Genomic DNA, 18,237 nt, shown 5'->3' with positions numbered 1-18,237 from the left:
TAAAAATGGGCCGCGATCCGATCAGATCGCGGCCCTTTTTATTGCCTTCAGCTAAAGCCGATCAAACCGCATCCAGCTCCGGCTCATCCGCCTGCACATTCAGCGTGGCCTTGACCACATCATGGCGGCGGATGTACTTCCAGTCCGCTTCATCAATGTAGATCCCCGCCGGACCGCTGCCGCCTTCCAGGTCGATCGCGACACTGGCGCAGACCTGCGGCTTGACGCTCGCCAGGATCGGCACGAAGCCCAGTTGCAGGCTGGTTTCCAGCAACGCTGCCTGGTTCTTCTCGTCGATGTCCGCTGCCTCGTCGAGGTAGTACGGCAGACGCACACGACCGGCCAGATCGCGATCCATCAAGTGCAGCAACAGATACATGTTGGTCAGCGCCTTGATGGTCATGGTCGTGCCGTTGGAGGCCGCGCCGTCGATGTCGGTGTGGATGACCGGTTGGCCATTGACCTTGGTGATCTCGAAGGCCAGTTCGAACAGGTCCTTGAGACCGAGCTGGTTGTGGTTCGCCGCCACCAGCCGCGCCAGGTATTCCTTGGCCTCTTCGTTCTTGTTGTCCTGTTCGGCACTCTGGCTCAGGTCGAACACCGACAGGGTTTCGCCTTCCTCGTATTGGCCTGCGCTGTGGATGATCTGGTCGATGTGCTTGAGCGCTTCCTTGTTCGGCGCGAGGACAATACGGAAGCTTTGCAGGTTGGAGACCTGACGCTTGTTGATCTCGCGGTTGAACAGCGCCAGTTGGTGCTCGAGGCTGTCGTAGTCGCTGCGGATGTTGCGCAGGGTGCGGGCGATGTCGGTGACCGCTGCGCGGCGCGCCTTGCCCAAGGTCAGGGCTTCATCGGTGCGGTGCGCGTATGCGTTGATCAGCAGTGACAGACGGCGCTCCATGTCGTCTTCGCTGTCGAACTTGGCCACACCTTTGAGGCGCACCTGCGCGTACAGCGCTTCGATCTGGCCATCGGCACGCAGCAGGCCCTGCCAGCTGTCCTGATAGTCGTTGAGCAGTGGCAGCAGGTTGTCCATCGAGTCATCGACCGGATCCATGAACGGTGTACCGAATGGCAGATCCGCTGGCAGCAACTGACGACGGCGCAAGGCATCGTCGAGGGTGCGTTGCTTGGCTTCCATATCGGCGATCTGCCGGCCGACCAATTGCAGCTTGGCCGACAGTTGCTGGACGCGCTCGGTGAAGGCATCGCTGGAGCGCTTGAGTTCGTCCTGCGCGGCTTCCATCTGCGCCAGTTGCTCGAGCTTGTCGCCTTCTTCGGCGCTCAGCGTCTGGGTGCGACGGAAATCTTCCAGCGCCTTCTGTGCGTCCAGTACCTGCTGGTACAGCGCTTCGGTCTGGGTCTTGCTCGCGGCACGGTCGGCGGCCACGGCTTGCTGGGTTTTCAGTTGCTTGAGCTCTTTTTCCAGACGCTCTTTCTGATCGCGCAACGCGGCGCGGTCGGCCAAAGCCTGCAAGGCCGGCGGCTCGATGTGCGAGATGTCGATGGAGAGGCCCGGCACTTCGAAGCGCTCGCCTTTGAAGCCATCGAGAATCAGCTCAACGGATTTGACCCACTCGCCGTTCTCGTCGAGGGTGATGCCGTGTTCGCCCAGCGGCAGGCTGAACAGCGCGCTGTTGAACAGACGCATCAGGCGCTCGACGTCCTGTTGCGAGAACTCCTCGCGCAGGCGGGCGTAGCTGTTGTTGTCGGCGTGATCGAGTTGCTGCTTCACCGACTTCAGGCGTTTTTCCAGATCGCGCAAACGCTCTTCCAGATCTTCGGCACTGAACTGACGCGACTGTGCCAAGGCCCCCGCCAATTCGTCGTGGGCATCCTTGGCGGCGAGCAATTGTTGCTCAAGCACCTTGACGTCATCGACGAGGGCGAAGCGGTTCTTAAGCACCGACAACTCGCCGAGCCAGCGCTGGATCCCGGAAATTTCCCGTTCCAGACGCATCAGTTCCTGGGTGCCGCCGCGCTGATCGTTTTGCAGATCGTCCTGTTCGCGACGGTAGTGCTCGGCCTGAATCGTCAGCTCTTCCTTGCGCGCAGTGGCGTAGTCCGACCAGGTGCCGAGCAAGGAATCGAGCAGCGGCGACAGGCGATGCAGTTTGCCGCGCAGCACGTCACGCTGTTTCACGCCGTTGGCCAAGGCTTCGACCAATGGGCCGGCAGCCACCAGCGAGTTGTAATCCTGCTCCATGCGCCGCACGTCGCGGAAGGCTTCTTCGCACGCGGCGATGTAGTCGACGCTGCCCGAACGCAGGCTGTGCTCGAAGGCATCGAGGAACAGTTGCTTGAGCTTGGCCGCGGTGATTTCGCGCATGTGCAGCAGGTTGATGAACAACGCGCGGAAGGTCTTAAGGCTCTGCTCGCTGGTGGAGCGCAGCGGGATCAGCGTCAGGTCGAGCGGGATCGATGTGTGACCGCCCACCAGCAAGCGACGCAACTCGTCGGGCTTGAGTTCGTAAGCTTTCAGGCCTTCTTTTTCGAGATTGCTGAACAGTTCTTTCTGGCGCAGACAGGTGTCGTTTTTCTGGTAGTGGGCCAGATCGAGCTTGCCGGCATAGGCGAAGAACTGGTGACCGAAACCACCGCCCGGGCCGCGACCGACCACTCCGATCACGTGCGGGCCGTGGGGCAGGTTGACTTCGACGAGGATGTAACTGGTATCGGAAGCGAAGTAGAAGCGCCGCGATTGTTCCAGGCTGTACTTGCCGAAACTCATGTCCGACATACGCGCCAGAATCGGGAACTGCAAAGCGTTGATCGACGCTGACTTACCGAGGTTGTTCGCGCCGTAGACCGACAGCGGTTCTTCCAGCGGGAACAGGCCGAGGCTGTAACCGGCGGTGTTCAAAAGGGCAAAGCGGCGGATGCCGTAGCGTTCCTGGCTCATGCGTCGGACTCCTGTTCTTCGGCAATGGCGCGGGCCAGTGCATCTTCTTCGCTTTCTTCTTCAAACTCGCTGAGATCGAGTGGATCGTCGGTTTCGAGGAATTTCGCTTCGGCTTCTTCGTCGATCAGCACCGGCGCCGGCAGCGGCAGAACGCTGTGCACGCTGGCGGCCAGATCGCGGTCCTGCTGCACCGACAGACACACATCGAGGAAACGATGCATCGGCGGCAGGAAGCGGTAGACACCGTTTTCTTCGCCGGCGAAACCGAGCTGGGTCATGCGGCGCATGATTTTTTCTTCGAGTTCTTCGACGGTCTGCACTTCGGCCTGAAGGAACAGGTCGCGGTATTTATCCAGCAACGACGGCAACTCTTCGCGGCCGAGGCTGCCGCCATCGAGCACGGCGATCGGGTCGCGGCCCTGATCGGCCAGGTGCTCGACGAGGATGAAGGTGAACAGCGCCAGACGCTGGGCGGTCTTGTTCACTGCCGCGGCGGCCATGTCCGGCACGAAGTAGTAGAAACCACGGGTGTCGCAGACCAGTTCAAAGCCCAGCGCCTTGAACAGCGTGCGGTACTGGTCCTGGAAATTCGACAGCTGTGCGTACAGCTCGGGATCGCGGCGGCTGACGTGGTAACCCTTGAACAACTCGCGGAAGATCGGCGCCAGTTGCGACAGTTCGGATAGATCAAGATGCATGGGGGATGCTCGCAGAATCCTCGGCGGCGTTATCGCTGGCCGAGAGCAGGGCGAAGGAGCGCAGGCTGACCTGGTGCTCGTGAGTGTGGTATTCGCGACGTTCCAGACGCTCGCGCTTGAAGCGTTTTTCCCGCGACAGGCGCGAGAACCAGTAAAGCAATTCGTCGGTGGCGCCGTCGGGTTCCTGCTCCAGCAGCCAGGTCATCAGGTCTGGCATCGGCAATGACTCTTCGCAACGATCGACCATCTCGCGCACGGTGCGTGGTGCACGCGGAGCGTCGCCAGTCTTCTGGGTTTTGTGCGCCTTGGGAAAGCGCGCCGGTTTCGGCTCGAAACGCGCCAGGGCGTAAACATAGGCTTCGACCTGACTGGCGCTGCCGAGGAAGGTGCTCTGCGGCCGGGTGAACAGTGGCATCGCCGCTTGCGGCACGGCGTCGATGCCTTTACGGCGAATTGCCGCCAGCGCCAGTGCCGCGCCGCGGGTCACGGCGTTGTGCCGACGCGCTTCTTCACGCAACGGCAGCAGCAGTTCGCGGGCATGACGCAGGGTCAGTTGCGCGCTGGTCTGCATTTCGAGGATGCGTGCGTGGGTGCGCAGGAGCATGTCGTCATCGACCAGATGGCCGAGGCGCTGCTGTTCGCTGAGCATCTTCAGCAGGACGGTTTCGACCTTGCGCACGCCTTGTTCGAAGGCGCCGTCGGCGTTGACCAGATCGATCATCGGCTCGACGTATTCGTCCCACGTCGCCAGTACTTCGGCGTAACGCTGGCGCAGCGGAATCTGCCGGTCGCTGGTCTTGGCGCGTTCGGCCACGGCCACCAATGCCTGTTCGTCGTTGTCGAGTTTCTTCAACACGTCGCGCACGCGCATGTCGAGCAAGCGCAACTGGCGGGCCAGGTCGTTGCCGTCACGAACGTCGAACGCATCCTGGATGTAACCGGCCAGGCGCTCGAGATGCCGCAGGTAGGCTTCGATTTCCAGGCACAGGCCGAGGCGATGTTCGCGACGCAGGTAGGCGAGGAAGTCGTGGATCTGCGCGTTGAGCTCGAAACGGTTCGGGCTTTTCGCCACCGGAACGAGAATATCGAGGCGAATCCACACGTCGAGCAGGCTGGTGATGTCCTGCGGCGTGCTGTCGAGTTGTTGGGCGGCCAGTTGCGTGCGCAGTTCGTTGAGGCTCAGGGTGCCTTGGTCGAAGTGCTCGCACAGTGGCTCCAGAAGTGCCCAGTGTTCAGCGAGGGCGCGCAAGACGCGCTTGGGTTCGATCATCGGAATGGCCGGCTGGTTGGCGATTAAAAGCGGCGATTGTACTGCATCACAGGCGTGGCGATTCACTCTCGGGACGGGCTGTCGCATTCTTTGGCCAACACGCAGCGGCCCGGCGCAGCGCAGGCTGTCGATCAACAGCAAGCGATCTTGTGCGAAGGGCGGTAGAATCAGCGCACTTTTCGTTATCCACAAGTGGCCGACCTTTGCTTATCGAGTCCCGCCGCCGCGCCTATCTGAACGCCATGCAGGTGGTCAACTGGTTGCCGCGCACCGAACTGCCTTTCGCCGCACCGTCGCGGCCCGAGCTGCTGGAGATGCCCGAGCCTGAGGTCGAGGTGCCGGTTGCGCCGGTGCCTCAGGCCGAAGCACCGGCGCAGCCTGCCGCGCGCACGGCCGAGCGGCCGAAAATCGAAGTGCCGCGTCCGTCGCTGGCGAGCACCCGCAACGGCGCCAAACCGGTGGAAGAAGTCGACGAGACGCCGGTGGTGGTCAAGCCTGCGCCCGTGCCTCCGCCGCGTTTCGCCCTGCAACTGCTGCGTGCCGGACGGTGCCTGCTGCTGGTCGAGTTACCCACAGGCGACGCGTTTCAAAGTCGCGATCCAGCCTACCTGCTGCTCAAGGACATGCTGCGCGCCGCCGGTCTGCCGGATGCGCCGCAGATCGTCGGCGAGCCGGTGCGCTGGCCGTGGCTCAATCGCGGCACGCTGGATCAGGGCCCGGAAGCGGCGCGCGACTTCGTGCAGGGTTTCCTCTCGGTACAGATGGAAGCAGCACCCTGCGCCTGTTTATGGCTGATCGGTTTGCCGGCGGTGAAGTTTGCCGGGGAGGCGGACGCCGAAGCGTTCAATAGTGAACTGCAGATCGAAGGCCTGGGCCTGGCCTGGGCAATTCCCGGTCTGGAACTGTTAATGGAAGAGCCACAGCGCAAGGCTGCTGTGTGGCAAGCCATGCGTCGGCTGATGGCGCGCTGGAAACAATCCGATGAGTGAGGCTGTAACCTTTCGCCCGATGACCGAGGCGGACCTGGAGGCTGTGCTGAAGATCGAATACGCCGCGTACAGCCATCCGTGGACCCGGGGAATCTTTCTCGATGGCCTGGGCAAATACCAGATCTGGCTGATGTTCGAAGGTCAGCAGCAAGTCGGCCATGGCGTGGTGCAGATCATTCTTGATGAGGCGCATCTGCTCAATATCACGGTCAAACCGGAAAATCAGGGGCGTGGGTTGGGGTTGACGCTGCTTGAGCACCTGATGTCGATTGCCTACAAGGCTCAGGCTCGGGAATGTTTTCTGGAAGTGCGCGACAGTAATACGGCCGCTTTCAAATTGTACGAGCGTTATGGGTTCAACGAGATTGGCCGGCGTCGCGATTATTATCCGGCGGTGGGGGGGCGTGAGGATGCGGTGGTAATGGCCTGCACCCTGGTTGACTGAGGCTTAAAGGCATCGCGAGCAGGCTCACTCCTACAGGTGAGCGCGTTCCAATTGTAGGAGTGAGCCTGCTCGCGATAGCAATCCATCAGGCAACAACGATCACCGCTTGCCATCCAGCGGATCCAGATCCGCCAGTTCCGCCTCATCCAGTCCGTCACCGCCGCCGATGTCGTTTTCACCGACTTCGCTTAAATCCCAATCCGCTGGATTGCCCTCGCCGAGTTCATCGGCATCACGTGCACCGTCCTGGCGAATCAGCGTTTCCGGACTCAGGTCATCGTCAGTCGGCTGGTGATCATCCACCGAAGCTCCGGTCATGCCCGCTTCGCGCACCCGCTCAGCCGGCATCAGCTGTTCACGTTCACGCTCGGGCAGCTCATCACCGATCTTCGCGCTGGGCTCTTCATCGTCGAAATCCAGCTCGTGCACCGAACCCATGCGGTCTTCGTTATCATCGATGGGTTCCGGTTGCACCGCATCATAAGGGCGTCGTGAATCAGTCATGGCAATTCCTCATACTGTGGGCCTTACTGAGTGGACTCACCGGGCGCGCGAGAATTCCAACGGAAACACTTTGCGCTGGCGGCGTGACTTCGACGGGTGGTCGTCTATCAAACCTGCGCATCTTTCTTGAGGCCTTATCCATGCACGATCTACAAGACCTGATTGATAACAACGAGCGTTGGGCTGACGCGATCACCAAGGAAGACCCGGATTTCTTCGCCAAACTGGCGCGTCAGCAAACTCCTGAATATCTATGGATCGGCTGTTCCGACGCACGGGTACCGGCCAACGAAATCGTCGGCATGCTCCCGGGTGATCTGTTCGTGCACCGCAACGTCGCCAACGTTGTCCTTCACACTGACCTCAACTGCCTGTCGGTGATCCAGTACGCCGTCGACGTGCTCAAGGTCAAACACATCCTCGTCACCGGCCACTATGGCTGCGGCGGCGTGCGCGCATCGATGCAGGACCGTCAGTTCGGCCTGATCGACGGCTGGCTGCGTTCGATCCGCGATCTGTACTACGAGAAACGTGAGGAACTGTCCAGGCTGGCGACCGAAGAAGAGCAGGTTGACCGGATGTGCGAACTCAACGTGATCCAGCAAGTGGCCAACGTCGCGCACACCAGCATCATCCAGAACGCCTGGCACCGCGGGCAGCCGCTGTCGATCCACGGCTGCATCTACGGCATCAAGGACGGCCGCTGGAAAAGTCTGAACACCACCATCAGTGGTTTCGAGCAACTGCCGCCGCAATACCGCTTGCGTCCGGTCGGCGCGCCGTAACCGCGGCGCTCAGCCCCGGCCTGCATGACGCCAGCGCTGTAAAAAGCGCTGGCCTTCAGGCGTGGGTGGTTCGTCGTAACCGGTGATCCAGCCACGGCAGCGCGGCGAGCCGCAATCGCAGGCGAACTGGCGCAGCAGCTTGTCTTCGGTCGATGCGTAATCAATGCTCAGGCGCTCGCCGCTGTGGATATCTTTCAAGGCCCACAGCCACAACTCACTCATGTCGAGAAATACATTCGGGTCGCAGGCGTGTTCCAGCACTCCGCAGAACCGTGGGTCGTAAACGTGGATGCCGGATTGCAGCTGACGGGTCTGTCGACTGCGGTAGGGCAGTAACTGCCCGGAAACCCGGCACATTCGGCTGATGCGCAGAAACTCGCGGCGCGCGACCACCGCCGTGGCCATGCCCTGTTCGTCGCGGATGATCTGAAAGTCGTCGCAGGATGGAAAGCCCAGCCGCACGGGAAGTCCGGCGAAGGGATAGATGCCTTCGGTATCGCGGGGCGGGTGCCGGCCCATGGCTTGATTGTTCATAACGATCCTTGTTGGTGGGGAGTGCCTCCGGGTTGTGCCCATGCCTCGCCTGGCGATGCATGATTGGATCCAAGCGTCGCGCAATTGCCACATTCGGTCTACTGTCAAACCTGACAGGCGTGATCGACGTTATCCCGCGTCAGCATTGACTGACGCGGGGTCGCTCCAGCCAGGATTACAGAGCCGGTGCGGGCACAGCGGCCGCGGGCAGGGGCGCTTTCAACTGCTGCAGTTGTGTCTTGACCGGTGGCGTGGCGCACTTGGCAGCCGCTTCTTCGGCGTTGAGATCGCGGATCGAGGTATAGAACAACTCGCAGGTTTTGACCTTCTGCGTCACCTGCCACGTTTGCGTGCAACTGCTCAGCGTGGCCTGCGCATCGCTGCCCGGTTTGCTGCCCATGCCGGCCTGCCAGCAGGCGGCGCTCAAATCCTGGCCCATGACTTTCAGGCCTGCCGCGTCAGCCTTGGCCTGGGCATCGTCGCCGGCATAGCTCTTCGAATCGGCGGCGTACCAGATGTAGCTCGGATGGTTGGAACCGAGCACCGGCACTTTCACCCCTTCGCTCGGACTGATGGTCGCCAGCCCGAGCACGCCCACCGTCGGGCCGTATTGCTCCTTGATCCAGTTACGCACCGGCGCACCAAACGCAACCATTGGCAGTGTCGTGCCGCTGGCGGTCTGGCTGAACTGCTTGACCAGCGTGGTCTGGTAATCCTTGAAGTAGTCGTAGACGTCCTCCAGATCACCGCCGGCATTGGACGGCGCGGCGATCGGGGCGATGTCGATGATGGTCTGGTAAGCCGGCGTCTGCTCGGCGGGGATGCCGTTATCGGTCAGCAAGGTTGCCCAGCGATCGGTGGTATTGGAGCGCAGGTAATCCTGCGCCTGCGTCAGCGAGTAATCCGGCGGGAAGTGCAGCAGCTCGACGCTTTTACGATTTTCCAGGGCCATGCCCAGCGGCAGGAACAGATACCAGCTATAGGCCCATTTGCCATCGGCATTCAGCTTGCTGGCGCCGGTAAAGGCCAGATCCCCGGCGTCGAGCAACGCTGACAGTGGCTTGTCGTAGCCATCGGGCACGCCGCTGATCTCGGCGTAAAGCTGATCGTTGTCGGTTTTCACCAGCACCTTGGCATCGGCGTAGCCATCGCGCTGCACGCTCTGGCTCAGGTAGTGAGCGACGGTCTGCTCCAGCGTCCAGTTACGGAAGCAGATCACGCTGCAATTGTTGGGGTAGGCGAAGAGCCGCGTGACGCGCTCGGTGCTGCCCAGTTTCACGTCGACATCGGCGTGGACGGCGGCGCTTAGCGCGAGCGCGGTGAGGGTAAGTCCTGCTAGTTTGAGCATGCTCAGATCCTTTTCAGCGTGGGTTCCCCCCGATTTGGGGGCGCTTCATAGTGGATCAGTGGTGTTTGACAGAAAAGCGGTTGAGTGTGGATCCTTGCCTGAATGCGGTATTACCAAGCAGCGCACATATTGTTACGGCTGTGCCAACAAGCACGCTGCCTGGTGTGCGTCCGCACTGCTAGACTGCAGCGACATTGAATTTTCCAAGGGTGAGTCATGAAGCCTTCTACTGCTCTCGACATGCAAAGGTCCGCCGTCCGCGAAGTGATCGGGCGCTTTCGTGTGGCCAACCCGCGTGTATTTGGTTCAGCATTGCTGGGGACGGATCTGGACGGTAGCGATCTCGATCTGCTGGTTGACCCGCTGCCCGGCACGACGCTTTTTGATCTGGGCGGACTTCAGGTTGAGCTCGAAGACCTGCTGGGTGTTGCGGTCGAGGTGCTGACCCCCGGCGACCTGCCAGTGAAATTTCGTCAGCAGGTGCTTGATCAGGCGCGACCCGTATGAAAGAGAACCGGCGAGATGATTATCTTGAACATATTCGTCAGGCCGCGAGCGATGCGCTTATCTTCGTCGAGGGCCTGAACAAAGATGAATTCGCTGAAGATAAGAGAACGCAACAAGCGGTGATCATGAGCCTGATCATCATTGGAGAGGCAGCGACCAAGATCATGGATCGTTACCCTGAGCTCACTGTTGAAAACGCGCAGGTGCCGTGGCGCAGCATGCGTGGGATGCGTAATCGAATTGCTCACGGTTATTTCGATATCAATCTGGACGTTGTCTGGGAAACCGTTCAGGTTGCGTTGCCTGCACTGTTGAAGTCCCTTCCGACCGCTCAAGGTTGAATACGCCTGTCCGCAGACAGGCGTATTAAAGTTTACCTACGGCATCACCGGAGGCGTATACGCCAATGTCGTCCCCAGCGCCCACAGCAACAGCAGCACCAGCGGCGTGTGCACCAGCAGTTGCACGAACGAGAAGCCGATCAGGTCCCGCGCTTTCAACCCGAGCACGCCCAGCAGTGGCAGCATGTAAAACGGGTTGATCAGGTTCGGCAACGCTTCCGCCGCGTTGTAGATCTGCACCGCCCAGCCGAGGTGGTATTGCAGGTCGTTGGCGACTTGCATCACGTAGGGGGCTTCGATGATCCACTTGCCGCCGCCGGACGGGATGAAGAACCCGAGAATCGCCGAATACACCCCCATCAGCAGCGCATAGGTGTCGTGGGAGGCGATGCTGACGAAGAAGGTGGAAATGTGGTGCGCGAGGGTTTGCGCATCGGCGCCTTTGACCGTGGTCATCAGCGCGGCGATTGAGCCGTACAGCGGGAACTGGATCAACACGCCAGTGGTGGTCGGCACCGCACGGGCCACCGCATCGAGGAAGCTGCGCGGGCGCCAGTGCAACAGCGCGCCGAGCATGATGAACAGAAAGTTGTAAGTGTTCAGGCCGGAAATCGCGGTAATCGCCGGTTTGGTCGAGAACTCGTGGAACAGCCAACCCGCGGCCAGCAGCACCAGCACGATGATCAGCAACGGGCTGTGTTCCAGCCATTCGCCGGGGCGAGTGCGCGGTTGCAGCGGTGGCAGGTTGAAGGCCGGATCGATGCCACAGGCCTCGGCGTCGCGTGCCGAGTTCGGCCCGGGCGCGGTGGCGTAGGCGATGATGATCGAGATCACGATCAGCGCCAGCAGCATGACGCCGGACTGCCAGAGGAAAATGGTTTCGGTGAACGGGATCACGCCGGTGATCGACAGGATCGACGGCGGCAGGCTGCCGGGGTTGGCCTGCAGCTGTGCGGCCGAGGATGACAAGCCCAGCGCCCACACCGCGCCCAGACCTAGATACGCAGCGGCGCCGGCGGCGCGGTAATCCATCTTCAGATCGGTGCGACGGGCGAGGGCGCGCACCAGCAATCCGCCGAACACCAGCGACAGACCCCAGTTGAGCAAGGATGCAACCATCGAGATCAATGCCACCCAAGCCACGGCGGAACGGCCGTTCTTCGGGATGCGGGCGAGTTTGTCGATCAGTCTGACCGCAGGGGGTGAACTGGCGACGACATAGCCGCCGATCACCACAAAGGCCATCTGCATGGTGAACGGGATCAGGCTCCAGAAACCGTCACCGAAGGCCATCGCCGCAGCGGTGGGTTTGGCGCCCATGGCCAGGGTGGCCAGGGCGACGATGATGACGGCCAGCGCGGCGAATACCCAGGAATCGGGAAACCAGCGTTCGGCAAAACTGGAACAGCGCAGGGCAAAGCGCGCAGAGCGGCTATCTTCGATATCAACGGCCACGGGATGTACCTCGGATTTTTATGGTTATTTTGATCTTGCGGGCGAAACACAGATCCCTGTGTAGGAGTGAGCCTGCTCGCGATAGCGTCGTCACATTCAACACATCGGGTGACTGAACCGGCGCTATCGCGAGCAGGCTCACTCCTACAGGGGGTCGCATTCGCCCGGCAGACAGGCCCTAACAGTAAATCAAGCGCAGCGCTTTTGTTGAGCAGGTTTTCGCAAACCGAGACTATGGTCTGACGGGTTGTCGATCCATGCATTTGCGTAGACCATGGGCGCCTTGGTTTTTGCCGATGCCTGAGTTCTTTGTCATGACTGCCCACTCCCCAGCCCGACCGGCGCCATTCAGCCGTTCCGACTACAAGACCCTCGGCCTTGCGGCGCTCGGCGGGGCGCTGGAAATCTACGATTTCATCATTTTCGTGTTCTTCGCGCTGACCCTGAGTCAGCTGTTCTTCCCGCCGGAAATGCCCGAGTGGCTGAGGTTGCTGCAGAGCTTCGGCATCTTCGTTACCGGTTATCTGGCGCGGCCACTGGGCGGGATTCTGATGGCGCATTTCGCCGACCGCCTGGGCCGCAAAAAAGTCTTCAGCCTGAGCATTCTGATGATGGCGCTGCCGTGCCTCTTGATCGGAATCATGCCGACCTACGCACAGATCGGCTATTTCGCACCCTTGCTGTTGCTGGCGCTGCGCATTCTGCAAGGCGCGGCCGTGGGCGGCGAAGTGCCGAGTGCCTGGGTGTTCGTCGCCGAGCACGCGCCTATCGGGCATCGCGGTTACGCCCTCGGATTTTTGCAGGCTGGCCTGACCTTCGGTTACCTGATCGGCGCACTGACCGCGACCTTCCTCGCGCAAGTCTTTACCTCCGCCGAAATTCTCGACTACGCCTGGCGCTACCCGTTTCTGCTCGGTGGCGTGTTCGGCGTGGTGGGCGTTTATCTGCGTCGCTGGCTCAGCGAAACCCCGGTGTTCATGGCCATGGAAGCGCAACGCGAGGCGCGGGTCGAGCTGCCGCTGCGCACGGTGTTGCGTGAGCATCGGCTGGCCATGCTGCCTGCCATGTTGCTCACCTGTGTGTTGACCTCGGCGGTGGTGGTGTTCGTCGTCATCACCCCGACGATGATGCAGAAAACCTTTGGCATGACCGCCAGCCACACCTTCGGCCTCAGTGCCTTGGGCATCGTTTTTCTCAATATCGGCTGCGTGATCGCCGGGCTGCTGGTCGACCGCATTGGCGCCTGGCGTACGGTCATGCTCTACAGCCTGTTGCTGCCATTGGGCATTGGCGTGTTGTATGGCTGTTTGAACACGGGCGGGCACTGGATTGGCATTGCCTATGCGGTCGCAGGTCTGGCTTGTGGGGTAGTGGGTGCGGTGCCTTCGGTAATGGTCGGGTTGTTCCCGGCGCGTATTCGCGTGTCGGGCATTTCCTTCACCTACAACATTGCCTACGCCGCCTGGGCGAGTATCTCACCGCTGCTGCTGATCGGTCTGATGCCGTGGAGCCCATGGATCTGCGTGATGTTCTGTGCAGTGATGGGCGCGGTGGGGATTTTGACAGCGGCGTATTTCGCTGCACGCATACCGCGCACGGGGCCGTGTCAGGCGGCGGGCGCGGCCTGAGCGGACCGCGCTGCAGTATTTTCGACTGACGGATCTTGAGCTGGCTTCAGAAAAACTCTCCAAGGCCGATGGCTAGGTTGTATCCGCTTACTACCTGCCATCGGTGCTTTCCCATGTTCAATACTCGCTTGAAGCAAGAGCTGGCCGCTCTCCGTGAAGAACTCTCCAGCCTTGTACAAGTGAAGGAAAGCCTGGAAAGCGAAATGCTCGCGCTGACCCTTGAGCCCGACGGGCGGATTCGTTCGGTCAACCAGAACTTCCTCAATGAAATGTTCTACAAGAGCCAGGACCTGATTGGTCGGGCGATTGAAGACATCGTGCCGGCCCACGTTAAAACCGACGAATTCCACCAGCGCTTCAAAAACTCGATGAGCCGCGGCGAGCATTTCGCCGGCGCCGTGCGCCTGTTGCGCGGCAATGGTGGCGAGGCGTGGCTGCGTTCGATCGTGCAACCGGTACGCGCCTCCGATGGCCGGATCAGACACATCTCCTTCTACGCCAGCGACCTCACCCGCACCATCGAAGCCTCACGCGAGCATGAAAACCTGATCGGTGCGCTGGTGCGTTCCACTGCCGTGATCGAGTTCGACCTCAGCGGCAATGTGCTCAGCGCCAATGATCGCTTTCTAAACGGCATGGGTTACAGCCTGGCGCAGATCAAAGGCAAACATCACCGCACGTTCTGCGCCGCGGAAGAGTACAACAGCGCCGAATACCAGAATTTCTGGCGGCGCCTGAACAGCGGTGAGTTCGTCGCAGGCCGCTTCAAGCGGATCGACAGCCATGGCCGTACGGTGTGGCTTGAGGCGTCCTACAACCCGGTGGTCGATGCCAACGACAAACTGTACAAAGTGGTGAAGTTCGCCACGGTGATCACCGATCAGGTCAACCGCGAGCAAGCGGTTGCCGACGCAGCGAGCATCGCTTACAGCACTTCGCAACAAACCGATAGCACCGCGCAACGCGGCACCACGGTGGTCACCGAAGCGGTGAACGTGATGCGTGACCTGTCACGGCACATGCAAGCGGCCGGTGAAGGGATCGAGGCGCTGAACGAGCAGTCGCTGGTGATCGGCACCATCGTCAAAACCATCAGCGGCATTGCCGAACAGACCAACCTGCTGGCGCTCAACGCCGCCATCGAAGCCGCCCGTGCCGGCGAACAGGGCCGCGGATTTGCCGTGGTCGCGGACGAAGTCCGGCAACTGGCCTCGCGCACCAGCCAGGCAACCGATGAAATCGTCGGCGTGGTGCGGCAGAACCAGGAAATGGCCCGCAGCGCGGTGGCATTGATGACCGACGGCAAGCTTCAGGCTGAACAAGGCCTGGCACTGGCAGCGGAGGCGGGCACGGTGATCGTTGAGATTCAGGACGGTGCGCAGAAAGTGGTGGATGCGGTGGGGCAGTTTGCCAATCAGCTCTCCCATTGACACCGCACTGATCGTTCCCTTATAGGAGTGAGCCTGCTCGCGATAGCGGTCTGACATTCAACATTGATGTTGACTGGCAGACCGTTATCGCGAGCTGGCTCACTCCTACAGGTTCTGTGATTCTCCAGTGACAACGCTACAATCGGCTCCTTTTCCCCCGGAGCAGATCCCATGAGCGACTCCCACCGCCGTCCGGTACCCCTGAACAAAGCCTATCGCCTGCTCAATCACGGGCCGACCGTTCTCGTCAGTGCCGCTCACGACGGGCAACGCAATATCATGGCCGCCGCCTGGGCCATGCCGCTGGATTTCGAACCGCCGAAAGTCGCCGTCGTCCTCGACAAATCCACCTGGACCCGCCAGTTGCTCGAAGCCTCCGGCACCTTTGTGCTGAATGTGCCGTGCGTCAATCAGGCCGATATCGTGCAAACCGTCGGCAACACGTCCGGCCTGGAAATCACCCGCGATCAGGGGAAGGACAAGTTTCAGGCGTATGGCCTGCACACCTTCGCAGGCGAACACATTGAAGCGCCGTTGCTGGAAGGCTGTGTCGCCTGGCTCGAATGCCGCCTGCTGCCGGAGCCGCGCAATCACGAGCAATACGACCTGTTCCTCGCCGAAGTCATAGCCGCCCAGGCGGACGAGCGTGTGTTCAGCGATGGGCGCTGGCATTTCGAAGGGCAGGATGGATTGCGCACGCTGCATCATGTTGCGGGCGGGCATTTCCTGAAGATTGGGGATGGAGTGGACGGCAAGACGCTTGCGGTTTAACGGGTGTTGATGGAAAACCGTCAGCGGATGTAGCAAGGTAGACGTCTCATTTCACCTGACAGGCGCAACGCTCATGGACGTTTCTGTTGCCGGATATCTGGCCCCTTTGCTGTCGCTTACGCTGTTGTGGACAGTGGCGGTGGTCACGCCCGGGCCGAATTTCTTCAACATCGCGCAACTCGCGGCCAGTCACTCGCGCCGACATGGCGTGGTGGCTGCGCTGGGCGTGGCCACCGGCACGGTGTTGTGGGGCCTTGCCGGCGGCTTGGGAATCAAGACGCTGTTCAGCGCCGCGCCGACCCTCTATCTGGGCTTCAAGATTGCCGGCGGTTGCTACCTGATTTATCTGGGAGTGAAGCAATTCAAGCGCAAGGCTGCGATTGCCCCGGGTACGCCGGCTGCGCCCCGGCAGACTTATTTCGGCGTCTACGCTCGCGGTTTCCTCGGCAACATGACCAACCCGAAATCGGCACTGTTCGTCGCCACCATCTTCGCCACCGCCATGCCGGCCCACGTACCGCCGCTCCTGCTGGCGCTGGCCGTGCTGACCATGGCCACGCTGTCGTTCAGCTGGTATTGCAGCGTCGCCCTGTTCTTCGCCAGCCGTCGGGTTGCCGGTGTCTACGAGCGGTCACGCCAGTGGCTGGATCGGTTGGCAGGTGGGTGCTATTTGCTGTTTGGGGTGCATTTGGTGGCGAATCGCTGATCGATAAGACAGTAGCCGTGAGGAGAAAAAACTTACCTCCCGGTAAGCCTTTTCTCCCCACTTCGTAATACTCAATCCCCCAACGCTTCTCCCTCACGCCGAGGATCGGCTCCCCCCGTCAACGTCGCTTTGCCTTGCGCATCCTTCACCCGCACGATCGCTTGGGTGCCGCTGGTCATGTCGATTTCACTGACCGTGTGGCCTTTGTCTTTCAACGCCTGAATCAGCGCCGGGCTGAACTGTCCCTGTTCCAGTTCGGTCGGGCCGTTGCGGCTGCCGAAGTTGGGCAGGTTGATCGCACTTTGCGCGTCGAGATTCCAGTCGAGCAGGCCGATAGTGGTTTTGGCGACGTATTCGATGATTTGCGAACCGCCGGGCGAGCCGACCGTGGCGACAAATTCGCCAGTGTTGCGATCAAAGATCAGCGTCGGCGCCATCGACGAGCGTGGGCGTTTCCCCGGTTCGACGCGGTTGGCGACTTTCTGCCCGTTCTCTTCGGGGATGAACGAGAAGTCGGTCATCTGGTTGTTCAGCAGAAAACCCTGAACCATCAGGTGCGAGCCGAACGCGGCTTCGATGGTGGTGGTCATCGACACGGCGCCGCCGAGGTCATCCACCGCCACCACTTGCGAGGTCGAGATGCGCAGCGGCGAGCGATCCGGTGCGTAGGCCACCTGCACGCCCGGCGGTGTACCCGGTCTGGCGCTGCCCATGCTGCGTTCGCCGATCAGACTGGCGCGGCTGGCCAGATAGGCCGGATCGAGCAACCCTTTTACCGGCACCGGGACGAAGTCGGTGTCGGCGACGTATTGCGCGCGGTCGGCATAGGCCAGGCGTTCGGCCTCGGCAATCAGATGCACCGCTTGCGGATTCGGTTCGATGCCGGCCGGCTTATTGGTTTGCACTGGTTTGAGCGGGGTAAGTGACAGGCGTGGGTCGCGAGTTTCCAGCGCCTGCAACGTGCCGAGAATCTGCGCCACGGCGATCCCTCCCGACGACGGCGGCGGCATGCCGCAGACCTGCCAGCGTTTGTAATCGGTACACAGCGGCGCGCGTTCCTTGGCCTGATAGCGCTGCAAATCGCTGAGCGACAGGCTGCCTGGGTTGGCGTGCTGTTGAACCTTGGCGACAATTTCTTCGGCGATCGGGCCTTTGTACAGCGCGTCGGCCCCTTCGCTGGCGATGCGTTTGAGCACGGCGGCCAACTTCGGGTTCTGCAGGCGCGTGCCGACAGCTTTGACGCTGCCATCGTCATTGAGAAAGTACGCGGCCATGTCTGGCGACTGGCGTATTAGTGGGTCGGCGGTCAGCAGCGAATGCAGACGCGGGGAAATCGCAAAGCCTTGCTTGGCCAGTTCGATCGCCGGCTCAAACAACTTCGCCCAGGGCAGGCGACCATGTTGTCGATGCGCCAGCTCCAGCGCGCGCAACACCCCCGGCGTACCGACCGATCGCCCGCCGATCTGCGCTTGCGTGAAGGCCATCGGTTTACCATCAGTCTTCAGGAACAGCTCCTCGGTGGCCCCGGACGGCGCGGTTTCGCGGCCGTCATAGGTGCGCACCTGCTTGCCATCCCACAACACAATCATCGCCCCGCCACCGATCCCGGAAGACTGCGGCTCAACCAGCGTCAACACCGCCTGCATCGCAATCGCCGCATCAATCGCCGAACCACCCTGACGCAACATTTCCCGCCCGGCTTCAGCCGCCAGCGGATTGGCAGCAGCGGCCATGTGTTTATCGGCGTGACGGGTTTGCAGATCAGTGCGGTAACCGGAAGCGGCTTCCGGTGCCAGCGGCAAGGAAGAAGAGGGCGGGGCGTTGCATGCGGTGAGGGTCAGGGCGCTGACAAGCAGTGTCAGGGCTGGCAGGCGAAAGCGGCTCAAGGGCTGGGCTGGAAACACGCGGGCTCTCCGTCCGTGGG

At 61.2% G+C, this 18,237-nt stretch carries 17 protein-coding genes and 1 pseudogene; 10 read left to right on the top strand and 8 right to left on the bottom strand.

Annotated features, from left to right (window positions below; translation table 11 throughout):
- Nucleotides 1-61: 61 nt before the first annotated feature.
- From mksF to mksB, 3 genes are read right to left on the bottom strand one after another with little or no spacing between them, the layout of a single operon-like run.
- On the bottom strand, nt 62-2,902 hold the full coding sequence (mksF, locus tag BLU71_RS17440) for an Mks condensin complex protein MksF (protein ID WP_039761238.1): 2,841 nt from the start codon (nt 2,900-2,902) through the stop codon (nt 62-64).
- Nucleotides 2,899-3,600 carry an Mks condensin complex protein MksE gene (gene mksE, locus BLU71_RS17435; protein ID WP_083353573.1) on the bottom strand — a complete coding sequence of 234 codons (702 nt, stop codon included), beginning with the start codon at nt 3,598-3,600 and terminating at the stop codon, nt 2,899-2,901. The genes mksF and mksE overlap by 4 nt, the downstream gene beginning before the upstream one ends.
- Nucleotides 3,590-4,870 (bottom strand): Mks condensin complex protein MksB, encoded by a 1,281-nt coding sequence (gene mksB / locus BLU71_RS17430; RefSeq protein WP_042609679.1) that lies wholly within the window; start codon nt 4,868-4,870, stop codon nt 3,590-3,592. Before mksB ends, mksE begins: the two co-directional genes overlap by 11 nt.
- A gap of 242 nt (nt 4,871-5,112) precedes the next feature.
- Between mksB and BLU71_RS17425 the strand changes: the two genes are divergently transcribed.
- Together BLU71_RS17425 and rimI are read left to right on the top strand one after the other, a co-directional pair.
- Nucleotides 5,113-5,859 (top strand): energy transducer TonB, encoded by a 747-nt coding sequence (locus tag BLU71_RS17425; protein ID WP_083354352.1) that lies wholly within the window; start codon nt 5,113-5,115, stop codon nt 5,857-5,859.
- Nucleotides 5,852-6,304 carry a ribosomal protein S18-alanine N-acetyltransferase gene (gene rimI, locus BLU71_RS17420; protein ID WP_083353572.1) on the top strand — a complete coding sequence of 151 codons (453 nt, stop codon included), beginning with the start codon at nt 5,852-5,854 and terminating at the stop codon, nt 6,302-6,304. Before BLU71_RS17425 ends, rimI begins: the two co-directional genes overlap by 8 nt.
- A 99-nt stretch (nt 6,305-6,403) precedes the next feature.
- On the opposite strand, the gene BLU71_RS17415 is transcribed toward rimI, so the two are convergent.
- On the bottom strand, nt 6,404-6,808 hold the full coding sequence (locus BLU71_RS17415; RefSeq protein ID WP_065616578.1) for a serine kinase/phosphatase: 405 nt from the start codon (nt 6,806-6,808) through the stop codon (nt 6,404-6,406).
- A 140-nt stretch (nt 6,809-6,948) separates the two neighbouring features.
- Between BLU71_RS17415 and can the strand changes: the two genes are divergently transcribed.
- The gene (can, locus tag BLU71_RS17410; protein WP_042609683.1) at nt 6,949-7,593 is read left to right on the top strand and encodes a carbonate dehydratase; all 645 of its coding nucleotides are present in this window, start codon (nt 6,949-6,951) and stop codon (nt 7,591-7,593) included.
- A gap of 9 nt (nt 7,594-7,602) precedes the next feature.
- On the opposite strand, the gene BLU71_RS17405 is transcribed toward can, so the two are convergent.
- Both BLU71_RS17405 and BLU71_RS17400 read right to left on the bottom strand, forming a co-directional pair.
- Complete coding sequence (locus BLU71_RS17405) at nt 7,603-8,127, bottom strand: lysine methyltransferase (protein ID WP_064362106.1); 525 nt, start codon at nt 8,125-8,127, stop codon at nt 7,603-7,605.
- A 175-nt stretch (nt 8,128-8,302) separates the two neighbouring features.
- Nucleotides 8,303-9,475: a hypothetical protein gene (locus BLU71_RS17400; protein ID WP_083353571.1), complete on the bottom strand. Its 1,173-nt coding sequence runs from the start codon at nt 9,473-9,475 to the stop codon at nt 8,303-8,305.
- 216 nt (nt 9,476-9,691) lie between these two features.
- Between BLU71_RS17400 and BLU71_RS17395 the strand changes: the two genes are divergently transcribed.
- Together BLU71_RS17395 and BLU71_RS17390 are read left to right on the top strand one after the other, a co-directional pair.
- Nucleotides 9,692-9,982, top strand: a complete 291-nt coding sequence (locus tag BLU71_RS17395) for a nucleotidyltransferase family protein (RefSeq protein ID WP_042609686.1) — start codon at nt 9,692-9,694, stop codon at nt 9,980-9,982.
- On the top strand, nt 9,979-10,323 hold the full coding sequence (locus BLU71_RS17390; protein WP_042609687.1) for a DUF86 domain-containing protein: 345 nt from the start codon (nt 9,979-9,981) through the stop codon (nt 10,321-10,323). The genes BLU71_RS17395 and BLU71_RS17390 overlap by 4 nt, the downstream gene beginning before the upstream one ends.
- Nucleotides 10,324-10,359: 36 nt before the next feature.
- Here the strand turns inward: BLU71_RS17390 and BLU71_RS17385 are convergent, their stop codons facing one another.
- Nucleotides 10,360-11,778, bottom strand: a complete 1,419-nt coding sequence (locus BLU71_RS17385; RefSeq protein ID WP_042609688.1) for a short-chain fatty acid transporter — start codon at nt 11,776-11,778, stop codon at nt 10,360-10,362.
- Between the two features lie 314 nt (nt 11,779-12,092).
- On the opposite strand from BLU71_RS17385, the gene BLU71_RS17380 reads away from it, so the two are divergent.
- The 5 genes and pseudogenes from BLU71_RS17380 to BLU71_RS17365 all read left to right on the top strand — a co-directional run bounded on the left by BLU71_RS17380 (nt 12,093) and on the right by BLU71_RS17365 (nt 16,313).
- A complete protein-coding gene (locus tag BLU71_RS17380; protein WP_083353570.1) occupies nt 12,093-13,406 on the top strand; it encodes an MFS transporter in 1,314 nt (437 codons plus the stop codon).
- Nucleotides 13,407-13,474: 68 nt separating this feature from the next.
- Nucleotides 13,475-14,248 (top strand): annotated as a pseudogene (locus tag BLU71_RS28210) (PAS domain-containing protein); the annotation flags it as partial.
- Nucleotides 14,228-14,836, top strand: a complete 609-nt coding sequence (locus BLU71_RS28205; protein WP_376779079.1) for a methyl-accepting chemotaxis protein — start codon at nt 14,228-14,230, stop codon at nt 14,834-14,836. The pseudogene BLU71_RS28210 and the gene BLU71_RS28205, both read left to right, overlap by 21 nt.
- A 171-nt stretch (nt 14,837-15,007) precedes the next feature.
- Complete coding sequence (locus tag BLU71_RS17370; protein ID WP_083353568.1) at nt 15,008-15,607, top strand: flavin reductase family protein; 600 nt, start codon at nt 15,008-15,010, stop codon at nt 15,605-15,607.
- A gap of 73 nt (nt 15,608-15,680) precedes the next feature.
- A complete protein-coding gene (locus BLU71_RS17365; protein ID WP_083353567.1) occupies nt 15,681-16,313 on the top strand; it encodes a LysE family translocator in 633 nt (210 codons plus the stop codon).
- Between the two features lie 71 nt (nt 16,314-16,384).
- On the opposite strand, the gene ggt is transcribed toward BLU71_RS17365, so the two are convergent.
- Nucleotides 16,385-18,217 (bottom strand): gamma-glutamyltransferase, encoded by a 1,833-nt coding sequence (ggt, locus tag BLU71_RS17360; RefSeq protein WP_083353566.1) that lies wholly within the window; start codon nt 18,215-18,217, stop codon nt 16,385-16,387.
- Nucleotides 18,218-18,237: the final 20 nt, after the last annotated feature.

Origin of the sequence: Pseudomonas moraviensis, assembly GCF_900105805.1 — a bacterium.
In the GTDB taxonomy this organism is placed as follows: domain Bacteria; phylum Pseudomonadota; class Gammaproteobacteria; order Pseudomonadales; family Pseudomonadaceae; genus Aquipseudomonas; species Aquipseudomonas moraviensis_A.
Note: the sequence above shows the minus strand (reverse complement) of the source record. Positions and strands in the feature narration are given on the sequence as shown.